11 protein-coding genes are annotated in these 14,353 nt (G+C 70.6%); 5 read left to right on the top strand and 6 right to left on the bottom strand.

The genetic code is table 11. The annotated features are described in order from the left end of the window. Nucleotides 1-31: 31 nt before the first annotated feature. Together ACIP79_RS13145 and ACIP79_RS13140 are read right to left on the bottom strand one after the other, a co-directional pair. The gene (locus ACIP79_RS13145) at nucleotides 32-754 is read right to left on the bottom strand and encodes a heparin lyase I family protein (RefSeq protein ID WP_401222636.1); all 723 of its coding nucleotides are present in this window, start codon (nucleotides 752-754) and stop codon (nucleotides 32-34) included. Then, the gene (locus ACIP79_RS13140; RefSeq protein WP_401222635.1) at nucleotides 751-3,195 is read right to left on the bottom strand and encodes a polysaccharide lyase 8 family protein; all 2,445 of its coding nucleotides are present in this window, start codon (nucleotides 3,193-3,195) and stop codon (nucleotides 751-753) included. Before ACIP79_RS13140 ends, ACIP79_RS13145 begins: the two co-directional genes overlap by 4 nt. Nucleotides 3,196-3,393: 198 nt before the next feature. Between ACIP79_RS13140 and ACIP79_RS13135 the strand changes: the two genes are divergently transcribed. The 5 genes from ACIP79_RS13135 to ACIP79_RS13115 all read left to right on the top strand — a co-directional run bounded on the left by ACIP79_RS13135 (nucleotide 3,394) and on the right by ACIP79_RS13115 (nucleotide 9,265). After that, nucleotides 3,394-4,503 carry a substrate-binding domain-containing protein gene (locus ACIP79_RS13135; protein ID WP_401222633.1) on the top strand — a complete coding sequence of 370 codons (1,110 nt, stop codon included), beginning with the start codon at nucleotides 3,394-3,396 and terminating at the stop codon, nucleotides 4,501-4,503. Between the two features lie 165 nt (nucleotides 4,504-4,668). Beyond that, nucleotides 4,669-5,985, top strand: coding sequence for an ABC transporter substrate-binding protein (locus ACIP79_RS13130; RefSeq protein WP_401222631.1), 1,317 nt, complete (start codon nucleotides 4,669-4,671; stop codon nucleotides 5,983-5,985). A 309-nt stretch (nucleotides 5,986-6,294) separates the two neighbouring features. Beyond that, nucleotides 6,295-7,215: a carbohydrate ABC transporter permease gene (locus ACIP79_RS13125; protein ID WP_401222629.1), complete on the top strand. Its 921-nt coding sequence runs from the start codon at nucleotides 6,295-6,297 to the stop codon at nucleotides 7,213-7,215. Next, nucleotides 7,212-8,168 (top strand): carbohydrate ABC transporter permease, encoded by a 957-nt coding sequence (locus ACIP79_RS13120; protein WP_401222626.1) that lies wholly within the window; start codon nucleotides 7,212-7,214, stop codon nucleotides 8,166-8,168. Before ACIP79_RS13125 ends, ACIP79_RS13120 begins: the two co-directional genes overlap by 4 nt. 116 nt (nucleotides 8,169-8,284) lie before the next feature. Beyond that, the gene (locus ACIP79_RS13115) at nucleotides 8,285-9,265 is read left to right on the top strand and encodes a hydroxyacid dehydrogenase (RefSeq protein ID WP_401222748.1); all 981 of its coding nucleotides are present in this window, start codon (nucleotides 8,285-8,287) and stop codon (nucleotides 9,263-9,265) included. A gap of 201 nt (nucleotides 9,266-9,466) precedes the next feature. Here the strand turns inward: ACIP79_RS13115 and ACIP79_RS13110 are convergent, their stop codons facing one another. The 4 genes from ACIP79_RS13110 to ACIP79_RS13095 form a co-directional block, all read right to left on the bottom strand. Beyond that, nucleotides 9,467-10,681, bottom strand: a complete 1,215-nt coding sequence (locus ACIP79_RS13110; protein ID WP_401222625.1) for a helix-turn-helix domain-containing protein — start codon at nucleotides 10,679-10,681, stop codon at nucleotides 9,467-9,469. Between the two features lie 222 nt (nucleotides 10,682-10,903). Continuing rightward, nucleotides 10,904-11,854 carry a hypothetical protein gene (locus ACIP79_RS13105; RefSeq protein WP_401222623.1) on the bottom strand — a complete coding sequence of 317 codons (951 nt, stop codon included), beginning with the start codon at nucleotides 11,852-11,854 and terminating at the stop codon, nucleotides 10,904-10,906. An 86-nt stretch (nucleotides 11,855-11,940) separates the two neighbouring features. Then, complete coding sequence (locus ACIP79_RS13100; protein ID WP_401222622.1) at nucleotides 11,941-13,500, bottom strand: DUF6801 domain-containing protein; 1,560 nt, start codon at nucleotides 13,498-13,500, stop codon at nucleotides 11,941-11,943. A 117-nt stretch (nucleotides 13,501-13,617) separates the two neighbouring features. Next, nucleotides 13,618-14,250 (bottom strand): hypothetical protein, encoded by a 633-nt coding sequence (locus ACIP79_RS13095; RefSeq protein ID WP_401222620.1) that lies wholly within the window; start codon nucleotides 14,248-14,250, stop codon nucleotides 13,618-13,620. Nucleotides 14,251-14,353: the final 103 nt, after the last annotated feature.

The raw sequence follows: 14,353 nt of genomic DNA, 5'->3' as shown, positions 1-14,353 counted from the left end.
GGTCATCTCTTCTCTGGTCGTTCAAGGTGGTTCAGCTGACGTCCGCGTAGGAGGTGCCCACGCGCAGCCGGTCGATCCGGTTGACGACCGCGTTCTGCGGGGTGTCCCGGTCGTAGACGCCCCACTTGGGTTCGTTGGCACTGTCCCAGGTCCGTGCCGGGTGTCGGGTGGCGCCGTCGGTGAAGGTCTGCCGGGCACCGTCGGCGTAGAGCTCGACCCAACCGGACGACGCGGATGCGGAGGTGTGGATGCCGAGGGCGTAGCGGTGCCACTCGCCGGCCGCGACCGGAGCCGACCAGATCAGGTTCCACGTGGCGTCCGTCCCGACCTGGAAGAGGCGCACGGAGCCGTCCTTGACGGTCATGATGAGGGGGTAGTTCTGCTGGGCGTTGGGATAGGACTTCCACTGCCACACCACGAAGTCCCCGCTGGCGGAGGACAGTTGTGACTCCCAGCCCAGCCAGTAGGTGGTGTCGGGCGCGAACGCGTAGCGCGTTCCGTCGACCGTGACGCCCCGGTTCTCGCAGCGGATGAGCCCGCTGGGCTTGGTGTAGCGGAAGATCGTGCCGTGGCCGTCCGGGTTGGCGGCGGTGACCAGGCTGCCGGGCGAGTCGCACTCCACGCTGCCGAAGACGGCGATGCCCTGGCCCGCGTCGCCGTCCCAGATCGTCGCGGCGTGGGCCGGTGTGGCGGGTGACGTGAGCCAGGCCAGGGCCGCGACCAGGGCGGCGCGGCGCCGCGTCCGGGCCCTCACGCGGTCCTCACCGTGACCTTCTGGGTGGCGCCCGCCTCGGCGGTGAGGTCACCGAACGTCAGTTTGAGGTTGCGGCCCGGTGCCGCCTCCTCGACCGTGCCGGGCCTGGCGGTGACCGCGCTGACCCGGTGCTCCCAGGTGACGGTGAGTCCGGTGAGCGTGCGCGTCGGGTCGGACACGCACACCACGGCGCTGCCGTCGCCGACGTGCCGGATCAACACCGAGCAGGGGGCGCTCACGGTGATGCCGCCGGCCGTTCCCGCGGCCCAGAAGTTGACGGCGGTGAGACCGAGGGAGGGGACCTTGACACCCTGTGCCTGCGAGCTGTTGACGAGGGTGCGGAGCAGGCCGCGGGCGCTCGCGGCGCGGGCCGCGGTGCGAGCGACTCCGGCGCCGGGCAACAGGACGTAGGCGTAGCCGTCCTCCACCGGATCGGTGCCGTGTTCGACGTACAGGGTGAGGTAGCGGTCGCTGAAGGACCGCGTCGAGGATCCGGTCCTGATGTCGCTCCACCGGCCGGTGCGCTCCTCGCGCAGTGCGGTGACCCTGCCGCCCTCGGGGAAGACGTAGCCGCCGTGTCCGGCGATGTGCGCCCACCCGGGGTCGGTCAGGGTCTCCGTCCAGCCGAGCGCGCCGGGCTTGCGGCGGCCGTCCACGGTCAGGGCGTGTGTACCGGCGGCGCCCAGGCGGCGGTTGTCGACGACCGTGTCGACCGGCTCGCCGTCGGCGGCGGTGATGCCCGCCCCCAGGCAGACGACGCCCTCGTCGAGGAAGAACCAGGACTTGCGGGCCTCCAGAGTCGAGGACAGCCCCTTTAGGTGCTGGCCGATGGCGGCGTAGGTGCCGTCGGTGGTGCCGCCGACCCACTTCACGGCGGGGCGTTCGGCGCCCCACTGGCCGCCCTCGCCGTCGGCGAGCCGCTTGCGCGAGGCGGTGATGCCGGGCAGCCGGTTGGGATCGACCGTGGCCCAGAAGGTCTCGGAGTACTGCTCGTTGGCGTAGTCGTCCCCCCACCAGGAGAGCCAGCCGGCGCCGGTGTGGTAGCCGCGCAGGTTCTCCCCGTTGCCCCACTCGTAGTGGGCGATGCGGTCGGACGCCATGGACAGGCAGGCCGCCCAGTCCCTGCGGCGGTGCACGGCGCGGTCCTGGGAGGGGAAGAGGCGGTGCTCGACCGGCTCGGGCAGCGGCTTGACCGTGCTGTCGTCCACGACGTTCTGGAGCTGGGCGAGCTTGTAGACGCCGAGCATCGGGTCGGTGTGCGGCGGGCTGAAGCGGTCCCGTCGGATCCAGCCCTTGGCGAGGGCGCGCCAGCGGGCGTTCTGCTCACTGCTCGCCGCCAGGCCGAGGGCCAGGATCGAGGCGATGACCGAATGGCCGCGCAGATGATCGTCGTTGGCGCCGCTGGGGTCGTCCGGCGGCAGACCCCGGGAGATCGCCCGCCCCGAGACGGCGTCCATGCACAGCCCGTTGAAGAGGAACGGCGCCCAGGCTCGCTCCACGGCGTCGAAGTAGTTCTCCCTGGCCGGGTCGGTGATCTCCCACGGGGAGCCCGCGAGCAGCGCGAACAGCAGGCTGAGGCCGGTGAAGAGGTCCGCGCCGTAGGAGCCGGCGTAGGGCACCCAGGTGTGCTGCACGAAGGAGCCGTCCCGGTAGAGGCCGTCGCCCGAGGTGACGTACGGGAAGACGGGCGACAGTGCCTCGGCGGCCACGGTGAGCCGGTGCGCGTCCTCCCCGACCAGGCCGCTCAGGGCGATGGTGCGGCACAGGTCCACGCGGTTGGCGCCGGTGGAGGTGCCCGTGTACGAGGCCACCGCGCTGTCCGGTACGAAGGCACCGACGGCGGCGGTGATCGTGGCGGTCAGTTCGGCGTCGAGGTGGTCGTGCAGGATGACCGCCGCGTCCAGCAGCGCCTGCGGGCCGCCGATCTGCCAGTTGTACCAGTTGCCGTAGCGAGCCTGGCCCGCGTGGTAGACGTCGGTGACCACGTGCCGGATGCCGGAGACGACGTCCTGGGCGAAGGCGGTGTCGCCGGTGAGACCGGTGCCGGGCTGGGCGTATGCCTCGGCCATGGAACGCAGTCGCTGAAGGGTCAGCTGTATCTGCGCGGAGTAGGTGTAGGAGGCCGTGTCGGTGTCGGGCTCCGGGTCGAGCCAGACCATCTCTGGCCACAGCGAGCCCGGTACGGGCCGCATGCCGGTGCGCCAGGCGGCCGCGTTCGTGCCGAGCACGGCGAGTTTCGAGGCGAACGGTTCGGCGGTGGGGCTGAAACCGGAGCCGAGGATCAGACCGCGCCAGGTGGCACGCAGCTGCTCGAACTCGGCGGGCGCGGCCTGCGCGGTGCCGGCCAGGACGGTCGCCGAGGCGGTACCGACGAATCCGAACGCGGCCGCGGCGCCGCCTGTCGCCTTGACGAAGCCGCGGCGGGACCAGGAATTCGGCATGGTGTCTCCAAGGACGGAGGGCAGTGGGAGAGAACGGGGAGCCGGGAGAGGGAGGGCCGCCCCTCGCCGCCGAGCGTGCACGGTGGGTGGGTTTCTAGCACGACATGAACGATCCGATCAATACGTAAGGTCCGAAAGAATCGGTCACTGGAGTACGGTGGGACGCGCACAACAGGGGGACCACCAGGAGGAAGACGGATGCGGTCGCATGTCAATCAGCGCCACGAACGGGTGCTGGAGATCGTGCGCAGGCGCGGCGGTCTGCGGGTCATGGAGCTTGCGGAGGAACTCGGCGTCTCCGCCGTCACCGTGCGGCGCGATGTCGAGGCACTGGCCGAACAGGGGCGGCTGACCAGGCTGCACGGCTCGGTCTCGTGGCCGGGTCCGGCCGGTCGCGGGACGGCGGCCCCAGCTCCCGGCGAGAGCCCGGCGAGTCCGGCCGACACACCCGCCGGGGCCGTCCTCGGCATGGTGGTGCCCAGCATGGAGCACTACTTCGCCGAGCTGGTCAGGGGCGCCCAGGACGCCATCGCGGCCCGTGGGGGCCGGCTGGTGCTGGGGATCGCGCACTGGCGTTCCGAGGAGGACACCGCGCAGATCGGCCGGATGCTCGACACAGGGGTCGACGGCCTGCTGATCCAGCCCAGTTGGGAGCGCGGGGTGCCGAGCCCCGAGCAGGAGGAACAGTTGCTGGCACTCGGGGTCCCGGCGGTCCTGGTGGACCGGCGCGTCCCCGTCGGCGGCCGGCTGGCCGGCCTGGACAGCGCCCGCTCCGACCACGTGCTCGGCGCCGCCGCGGCGGTGCACCACCTCGCGGAACTCGGACACCGCCGGATCGCGCTGCTCGCCCAGGACAACCCGACGTCGCCGCAGGTCCGCGAGGGGTACGAGGCCGCGGTCGAGGCCCTCGGCCTGTCCGTGCTGCCGACCGTGACCGTGTCGCCCGAGGGTCCGCGGAGCGTGGACGACGCCGCCCGAGAGCTGTTCCGGTCGGTGAAGGAAGGGCAGGTCACCGCCTCGATCGTGCACAACGACCAGACTGCGATCGGCGTGGTCCAACGGCTGCGCCAGCACGGACTCGCCGTCCCGGAGGACGTGTCGCTGGTGGCGTACGAGGACGAGATGGCGGCGCTGGCCGATGTGCCGCTCACCGCGGTGGCACCGCCCCGGCGGGCCGTGGGCGAGGCAGCCGTGGAGTTGATGCTGGCCCGGCTCGGCGGGGGCGCCGACTCGGTCGCTCCCACCCGGCATGTCTCGCTGGTCCCACGATTGACGGTTCGGGCGTCGTGTGCGGCTCCGCACCGCTGACCCGACCGGGCGTTCCCAAGGTGAAGATCAAGATGATTGATCTGATCGAGTTGTTCATTCGCTCTTGACGCGCGATCGTTCTGGCCGAAAGATGACCGCAATCGTCTCGTGCACCGAGGCGCCTTGCTCCGTTCGTCTTGCTTCGCTCATCAAGGAGCCCGTGCCATGAAGCCCGCCCGCCGCACACCCCGCCTCGCCCTGACGGCGTCCCTCGGCTGTCTCGCCCTCCTCGCCACCGCCTGCGGCGGCGGGGACGGCGGCACGTCCGGGACGTCGGACGGCAAGCCGGTCACCCTGACCATGTGGTCCTGGATGGTCGGCAGCAAGGACGTGGTCGACGAGTTCAACGCCACCCACAAGGACATCCAGGTCGAGTACACCGAGATCACCGGGGGTACCGACGGCTACTCCAAGATCGACAGCGCCATCGAGGCCGGCAACGCGCCCGACGTCGTGGGCATGGAGTACGCGATGCTCCCCGAGTTCGCCAGTCAGGGGAACCTGGAGGACCTCACGGAGCAGTCCGGCGAGTTGGTCGAGAGCTTCCCGGAGAGCCTGCGGTCCCTGGTCACCCCCGGCGGCCGCACCTGGGGCGTCCCCTTCGACGTCACCCCCCAACTGCTCTACTACCGCACCGACCTGTTCGAGAAGGCCGGTGTGAAGGTACCGACCACCTGGGCCGAGTTCGAGAAGGCCGCCGAGAAGATCAAGGCCGCGGACAAGAACGTCCGCATCCTCAACGCCCCCAAGGGAGGCGACATACCGTTCGTCAACGGGCTGGCCTGGCAGGCAGGTTCCGAGGGCTTCGGCGTCAAGGGCGATGCCTGGACCGTGCGCGTCGACGACGAGCCCGCCCGCAAGGTGGCGAGCTTCTGGGACGGCCTGGTCCGCGACGACCTGGTGCTGAACCATCCCGCCTGGAGCGAGGAGGAGAGCACCGCCCGCAAGAAGGGCCAGGTCGCGGCCTTCGTCGGCGCCCCCTGGAGCGGGGCCGGACTCATCTCCCAGACACCCGAGCAGAAGGGCGAGTGGGCCGTCGCGCCGCTGCCCACCTGGGACGGCCGGGCGGCCACCGGCACCTGGGGCGGCACCTCCTTCGCCGTGCCCAAGGGAAGCGAACACACCGACGCCGCGGCCGAGTTCATCGAGTGGCTCACCACCGACCCCGCTGCCATGAAGGCCCGCCTCGCCAACGCCGAGGCGCCCAGCAGCGTCCTGCCCGCCGACCCCGGACTCCAGAAGGTCGCGGCACAGGAGTTCGCCGCCGCCTCCGGCAACTACTTCGCGAACGACCTGTACGAGATCGCCGCTGCCCAGGTGGACACCATCGTCACGGGCTGGACCTGGGGCCCGGTCCAGGGCTCGGTGAACGAGGCGTTCGAGAGCGCCGTGGCCAAGGGCGGCTGGACCGGCGGTTTCGCGGCGGCGCAGCGTGCCGCGGTCGACGCGCTCGAGGACCGGGGTCTGAAGACCTCCGGCTGAGCGGTCGGCTCGTACGGCTCCTACGACTCGCACACCGGCAGGGCGTCTGCGGCACCGCACGGGACCGTACGCACGACGCGTGCGCCTTGACCACCGTCCCGCACGGTGTACTCCGCGTGCGCCAGGACCGCCGTCCTCCCCACCGCGTGTTCGACCTGCACCGGGCTTCCCAGGGGTTTCCCGCGGGCGCCCTGCCCGGGGCCGGGTGTGCACCCCGCCCGCCAATGGGCGCCCTTCCCCCTCCCTCGTACCCCCCGTACCACTGCTCCGGCACCGCCGCCCCGGTGCGGCGACCGGTCAGGAGATTCCATGAAAGTCCCGGCTCCAGCTCCCGTCCGTCCCACGGCGGGGCGCGCCCAACGGCGTGCCGCCGCGGCCTACATCGTCCCGTTCTACCTTCTCTTCGCCCTCGTCATGATCGCCCCGCTCGGCTACGCGGTCTGGTCGAGCCTGTTCAAGGAGGAGTCCTCCGGACTCGGCTTCGGCGGCACCGAGAGTGTCTTCGTCGGGCTCGGCAACTACGCCGACGCCCTGGCCGACCCGGGCCTGCGCGCCGCCTTCGGCCACGTCGCCGGCTACGTGGCCCTGTACATCCCCCTCATGACCTGCGCGGCCCTGCTGCTCGCCCTGCTGCTCGACTCGGCCGCCGCACGGGCCAAGCGGCTGTTCCAACTGGCCCTGTTCCTGCCCTACACGGTGCCCACGGTGATCGCGGCGATCATCTGGGTCTACCTCTACTCCCCCAGCCTCAGCCCGGTCATGGACTGGTTCGGCGCGCTGGGCGTCGGCGTCGACTTCTTCTCCGCCTCGATGGCACTGCCCTCGGTGGTGAACATCGTGACCTGGCACTACGTCGGCTACAACATGGTGTTCCTCTACGCGGCGCTCCAGGCGATCCCCCGGGAGACGCTCGAGGCGGCCACGATGGACGGCGCGGGCGCGATCCGTACCGCGCTCCAGATCAAGGTGCCGCACATCCGGTCCGCCCTCGTTCTCAGCCTGCTGTTCACCTGCGTCGGCGCGATCCAGCTGTTCAACGAGCCGTACATGCTCACCACGCAGTCCGAGGCCGTCAACCGCGACTGGTCACCCGTGATGTTCGTGCACAAGGCCGCCTTCGTCGACCACCGGCCCGGCCTCGCCTCGGCCGCGGCCATCCTGATCGCCCTGGTGGCCGGAGTCCTGTCCTACGCAGTCACCAAGCTCGGCAACCGCTGGAAGGCAGCATGAGCACGCACACCAACACCGAGCGCCCCGTCCGGCGTACGCCTGCGCCCGCGGGCGATCCCGGGTCACGGTCGCGGACCGGGCCACCCGTCACCCCCGCCTCCACCGGGCGCCGCCCGCGCGGCTCCTGGACCTCGAAGGCCGTCGTCAACGGGCTCCTCGTCCTCTTCTCGTGCTACACCCTGATGCCCCTGACCTGGCTGCTGGTGGCCGCCACGAAGGACCGCGGCGACCTCGTCGGTACGGGCGGTTTCACCTTCGCCGACTTCAACCTCTTCACCAACCTCGGTGACCTGTTCTCCTACGGCGACGGCATCTACGTGCGCTGGCTGGTCAACAGCGTCCTGTACTTCGGCCTCGGCTGCCTGGCATCCGCCTTCGTCAGCACGGCCGTCGGATACGCCTTCGACAAGTACGACTTCCCCCACAAGGAGAAGCTGTTCGGCCTCGTGCTGCTCGGCGTCCTCGTGCCCGGCGCGGTCCTCGTGCTTCCGCAGTACCTGCTGGCGAGCAAGGCGGGCCTGGACAATACCTACTGGGCCGTGCTCGTCCCTCTGCTGGTCAACCCCTTCGGCGTCTACCTCGCCCGGGTGTTCTCGGAGAGCTACATCCCCGACGAGGTCGTCGAGGCAGCCCGCATGGACGGCGCCGGCGAGTGGCGCGTCTTCCGCTCGGTGGGCCTGCCGATGATCGCGCCCGGTTTCGTCACCCTGTTCCTGTTCACCTTCACCTCCAGCTGGAACAACTTCGTCCTGCCGCTGTACATGCTGAGCGACGAGAAGCTCTACCCCGTCACCCTCGGACTGGCCATCTGGAGCAAGTCCTCCCAGCAGAACCCGGAGTTCTACATGCTCACGATCGTGGGGGCGCTGATCTCCGTACTGCCGCTGATCGTCGCCTTCGTCTGCCTCCAGCGTTTCTGGCGCTCCGGGCTCACCGCGGGCGCGGTGAAGTGACGATGACCGCACCCGACGACACGGCACCGGGCGCGGCCCGGACCGTTCCCGGCGCCCCGGCCCGGACCGCTCCCGCCGCCCCCGCCGTCAGCCGGCGTCCTCCGACCGTCGCCGCCATGTCGCGGGAGACCTGGGACGCACTGCGTGCCGAGGGCGCCGTCGAGCGGCTCCGGGAGGCGGCGGAGCTCGATCCGGACCTGCTGGTCACCGATTTCGCGGATCCCGGCGCCGCCATGGCCCTCGCCCGCGCCGAAGTGCTGCTCACGCACTGGGGCTGCCCGCCGTTGACGCACACGGTCCTGGCGGCGATGCCGCGGCTGCGGGCCGTGGTCCACGCCGCCGGTTCCGTGAAGCACCATGTGACCGCCGCGGTGTGGGAACGCGGGATCGCCGTCTCCACCGCCGCCGCGGCGAACGCGCTGCCGGTCGCCGAGTACACGCTGGCGGCGATCCTCCTGTCCGGCAAGCGTGTCCTGGACAGCGCCCGCGTCTATCGGGAGCGGCGCGCCCGTTATCCGCTGCTGCCGTACTTCGCCGGCCACGGCAACTACCGCCGCGTGGTGGGCATCGTCGGCGCCTCGCGCACCGGGCGCCGGGTGATCGAACTGCTCCGCCCGCTGGACTTCACCGTCCTGGTCCACGACCCGTACCTGGACGACGCGGGCGCCGCCCGGCTCGGAGCACGGTCGGTCGGCCTCGACGAACTCGCCCGCCGCAGCCACGTCGTGTCCATCCACGCCCCTCAACTGCCCGAGACGCACCACATGTTCGACGCCGGAAGGCTCGCCCTGCTGCCCGACGGGGCCACCCTCATCAACACCGCCCGGGGCTCCCTCGTCGACACGGAAGCCCTCGTCGCCCAACTGACGTCCGGCCGCATCCACGCCGTCCTCGACGTCACCGAACCCGACGTGCCCCCGGCCGACTCACCGCTGTACCGCCTGCCGAACGTGCTCCTCACCCCGCACATCGCGGGCTCGCTCGGCAGCGAACTCGGCCGCATGGCCGACTGTGCCGCGGCCGAGATCGCCCGCTACGCCCGAGGCGCGCCCTTCGCCCACGCGGTACGCCCCCAGGACCTGGCCCGAACCGCCTGACGCCGCCTCCGGGGACGCCCTGCCGCAGGCTGAACGGAATGCCGCCCACGACTGTCCACACGGCATGGGGACCAAAACGGATCACCGCACCGCCGTCCGCCGGTGCGGCGCTGTCTCAGCTGCTCCCCGTACCGGATCGCCGTGCGCAGCCGTGGTGCGCGACCACTCCGCGTGCCGCGGCCTCATCCGGCGCGGACGGCGTCACGACCCGGTGCCCGTGTCGTCCTGCAGATGCAGTGAGCGCAGAGCCGCTTCGAGTGCGAAGCGGTGATCCGGGTCCGTGAGGCGATCGCCGAGGCGGGCGTCGAGGCCGCGTAGGCGGTAGCGGACGGTCTGGGCGTGGACCCCGAGCATGTCACCGACCTGTTCGGCCGGGGCGCGGGTCGAGATGTGGACCCGGAGCGTTTCCACCAGCCGCTCGCGTCGGCTGGCCGGCAGGCCTGCCAGGGGGGCCAGTTCGCGGGCGGCGACCTGATGCACCAACGGCGGGTCCGACAGCAGCCACAGAGTGGTGAGGTGGTCCTCGCAGCGGACGACGGGGGCGTCCGGGACGATGCCGTCGTCGATGAGCTGGAGGACGCGACGCGACCAGCGCAGGGAGTCGGCCGCCTGCGCTGTCGGCAGTGTCAGACCGGTGACGGCGCGGGTGCCGTTCAGTGCCTGGCCGAGCATGGCCTGTCGTTCGGAGGTCAGCGGTCCCGGTACCAGGAGGTGGGGGTGGGGAGCGTCGAGTTCGGTGAGCACGTCGTCGGCGAGGTCCGCCTCGATGCTGTCGGGCGCGGGTGAGCGGAGAGCGATCAGTGTGCACTCGGCCGGCAGAGGCCAGGCCGCGGCCTCGCACAGGTCCGTGACCGTGGGCTGGGGCAGCGGGGACGCGCCCAGGATCAGATGCAGCAACTGCCTTCGCAGCATGGTCACTTCGGAGGTGCCTCGGGCCTGCACCTCGCTGTAGCCCTCGCGGGACACCTCCGCCAGCTCCTCCACGTAGGCGAAGAGGGCGTCGGCGAAGGCGAGGATGAGGGTGGGCGAGAGGCTGTACTGGCGGCCCACCGAGTGCGCGCGCCGTAGGGCGATGCGGGCTCCCAGTCGGAAGGCACCCTGCAGGGACTCCAGGTCGCGTCCCTCGTACGCCTCCACGCGACCGAACCGGCGCAGCAGTGTGTCGCGGAGCGTGGAGGGTTTGTCGGGTTCTGCGACGCGGTCGACGAAGGCGGTGATGGCCTGTTCGACACCCTGCCGGATGGTGTCGGCATCCGGTCCGTCGAGGAGGCGGCCGTATACGGGATAGGCACGGGTGACCTCGGTCCGGATCTCCTTGACGAGACTGGGTAACTCCGGTCTCATCAAGGCGGCGAACCCGATGGGCAGCGGATCGAGCGGCTCACCGACTTCCGGTGTACGCGCGGGTGAAGGCATCCGTGGTCCCTCGCTCTTCTTGTGCCCGGGGGAGGTCACCGGCACGGACACCGAGGTCCCGAACGAGCGGGTTCGGCGTCCGGTCCGGACGTCGGACGCATGACGTCCTTGGCAGCTGAAAGTAATTCAACTTCTCCAGTGCGTACACACTTTGGGCACAGTTTGGTCTGCGGAGGCGACTGTGTACTGCCGGGGCGGCTGAGAACAGTCGCCTTGCAGCGCCTACTTGACGGCGCTGTGCCAGTTCTTCGAGAGTTCCTTGCCGGCGTCCGGTGCGACGGTTCCCGGAGCGCCCAGCCCGGCCAGGGAGGTGGATGTGCTGTTGAGTGTCAGGCTGTTGTTGCCGGCGGCGGAAGGCAGACCTGTCTTCAGGTTCACCGCGGCGTCGATCAGGCCGAACAGTCCGAGTCCGCAACCGCTGGCACCGGGAACCGCGAAGGTGCTGTCCCTCTGCGTGGCACCCATGAGGTTGACGCGGCTCATCGCACCCTCGTCGTTCAGGTTGCCGGCCCCGTCGAAGAAGGTGAGCCCGAAGTCGGGGTAGTTGACGTTGCTCGGGCGGAGCACCACCGGCTTGGACGCCGTGCCGATGTAGCACTTGCTGCCCAGAAGGGGGTTCTCCAGGTGGATGCGGACCGGGATGGAGACGATGGGCAGGTCGGTCAGGGCGCCGGCGCTCTGGTCGAAGTTCGAGGGCGTGCCGACGGATTCGACGGTTGCCGTGATCTTGTTGAGGCTCGCGTTGGTGATCTGGTTGCAGATGGCCGTGATCGCCGGCACGTTGCTCGGGCACATCAGGCCGATCAGACCGCCCGGCACGGTGGCGGAGTCGGCGATGAGCGCACCCCCGGGAGGCGCCACCACGGTGCTGCTGCCGTCGGAGTTCTGGATGACACCTATCTGCAGGTCGGTCCGGCCCGTGGTCACCGTGGTGTTGCCCAGTTTGATCGAACCGCTGGCGGAGGAGGACGCCACGCACTGCGGGGTCCGCTCCAGGCCGTCGGCGGCGACCATGGCGGGGGCGTCGACCGGACACCGGGTGAACGGAGCCCACTCGCCGTTCAGCTGGGCGGTGGCCGCGGTGGCCGTGCCCATCGAGGCGAAGGCGCCGACAGCGGTGGTCAGCGCGGTGGCGACGGTGGCGGATCTGGCCGAAAAGCGCAGGCGGGTCATGAGGTGCCTTTCGTGACGGAAGGGGAGGTGCGGGAGGTGCGGGGGCTGTCGAACGGTTCGGGTGCGTTTCAGCGTTCGGGTACGTGTCAGCGTTCGGGTACGGGGACCTTGAGGGGCTGGCGGTCCTCGGTGCATTCGTCGGGGTTGGGCACCTCGGCGGCGGCGTAGCAGGTCTGGCCCTGCATCTGCTTGATGTAGTTGCCGGTGCCGGACACGGCGGCGGTGAACAGGCGGTCCAGGTTCTCGCCCGCGTTGTCGCAGCCGTGGAAGGCGGGGATGGTGACCTCGCCGGTCAGTGGTCCGCCGGAGAGCAGTTGGTAGCCGGTCGCCGGCTCGCCGGAGTTCTGTTCTCCCCTGCCATGCAGGACGAGGTGGTCGCCGGGAAACTTGGCGCTGTCGGGCTCGGGCGACTTCAGCGGGCCGTTCGTGCGGCATGTGGGGCCGACGTTCAGCGGGGTGCCGTCGACCTCGAGTCTGGTCACCCGCAGGACGAGAGGCACCCGGACGTAGGTGTCGGTGCTGGTGAACACGAAGTCGGTGGCGCCCAGTGAGTCGACTGTCAGGGGGCCCGCCTGCTCCAGCACCATCGTCGCCTCGGCGGGCATGAAGCCGAAGGTCAGCAACGTCGCCGTGAACGGCATGCTCTCCTTGCGGCCGTTGTTGTAGAGGTCGCCGGTGGAGTGCTGGCGGATGACGCCGCCGCTCCAGTCCGGGTAGGGCTCGAACTCGGGCGACCCCTGTTCGAGCATGGTGCAGAACGGCGGGATGAGTGCCGCGGCGTTCTGCTTGCGCACGTTGGCGTACCCGGCGACATAGCTGTTGAGGGACATCGGACCGACCGGATAGCCCGCGTCGTACCTGCACGGCGGTGCCGCCGGGCGGGCGTCGGCCTGAACGGACGGCCGGCCCGCGACCTTCGGGGCACGCTCGTCCTGGCTGCCACCCGTCGTCTCGTCCTGCCGGCCCGGCGTGCCGGACGGGGAGGCGGAGGGCGAGGCGGTCGGTGAGCCGTCCGGTCCTTCCGTGCCCGTGCCGACCGTGACGGTGGCCAGCAGAGCGGGCGCGTCCTTGTCGGGCTTGCACTCCAGGGTGAGTGACCGCGGGTCGGTGTCGGGCGTCGCCGCGGTCAGCGCCAGGTCCACGCCGAGAACCCCGGCGGTGAAGGTCAGGTCACCGTCGTCCTGACCGGTGACGGTGGGGACGTCCCCCGTGGTCTTCAGCGTCAGCGGTCCGGCCGACGGGACGGGTTGTGGGTTCGCGGAGCCGCGCCAGAGGGCCTGTGCGGTGGAGTCGCCCTGCGCCACGTCCACCGTGAGCCGGGTGCCGGCCGTGACGGCGGTCGTCTCCTTCCCGGTGAGCTCGCGCACCGCTTCCTCGGACATTTCGAAGGATGTCTCGACGTCGGCCGCCTTGATGGCCTGTCCCACATCGACGCGGTCGGGCAACGACGCGGAGACACGCACCGTCGCGTCCACGTCTCCGGACGGCCCGGTGCAGGCGTAGGGCAGCGCGACGTCGACCCTCTGGTCGACGGCGACGACGACTCCGGCGGGCACCATGGCGGCGAGGACGACGAACGCGGCGATCGCGGCGTTGCGGCCACGGGTGCTCCGCCGAGTGGCGCCCACCGTCAGGTGCGGTCTCATCGTATGGCTCCGCTCGTTCGGATCAGGGGTGTGCGGTGGTACGGGGTAGGGCGCGCTCTGACGACCCGGATGCGCCCGACCGGTGGTCCGGCCGGGCGCATCCGGGCACGGGTCGACCTACGGGTTGGAGCCCACGATGGTCGGGATGGTGGTCGTGCCCCTGACCTTCACGGCGTAGTTGCCCTTGAAGGTGGGCTTGGTCGAGGTGGTGACGACCGTGCCGCAGCCGGTCGCCGTGGTGACCGTCAGCTCACCGGAGACGCTGTTGACCGCGAGGATGCCGGTCGAGTTGGTGTAGGTGGCGGACGCCTTGCCGACGACCTTGAACACGCAGGCGCCGACGGTGATGGTCGCGTTCACGTTGCCGACGTAGCCCTTGGTCACGCCGGTCCCGGCGGTGTAGTCCTGGGCGACGACGGTCCACGGGGTGGTGGCCACGGTCGTCACGTTGCCGAGGACGCTGGTGCAGGGCGCGCCGCTGGTGCCGAAGTTGATGGCGGAGATGCTGGCGACCGTCGCCGGGTTGCCGGTGGCGCTCGCCATCGTGCCGGAGGCGGAGGACGTCGTACACGTCATCGGTATGTTCGCCGTCAGCACGATGTTGCCGCTGTTGGTGGCCGTGAAGCTGGCCGGCGTCGGGTTGACGGTCCAGACGGTGGACGGCACGGCCGACGACGGACCGATGGCCAGGCCGAAGGCAGCAGCAGCCGTACCCGCGATGACCGCGGTTCTCTTGAGGGACTTCTTCATAACTCTCGGACGCTCCTTGTGGATTGACCGGAAGAGGGTGCACATCGCCCGCCGGTGATTTACGGGCTGCTGGCTCCCGCGGCTCTGGATTCCTCGACCGCGC

It is taken from the genome of Streptomyces sp. NPDC088747 (assembly GCF_044751025.1).
Taxonomy (GTDB): domain Bacteria; phylum Actinomycetota; class Actinomycetes; order Streptomycetales; family Streptomycetaceae; genus Streptomyces.
Note: the sequence above shows the minus strand (reverse complement) of the source record. Positions and strands in the feature narration are given on the sequence as shown.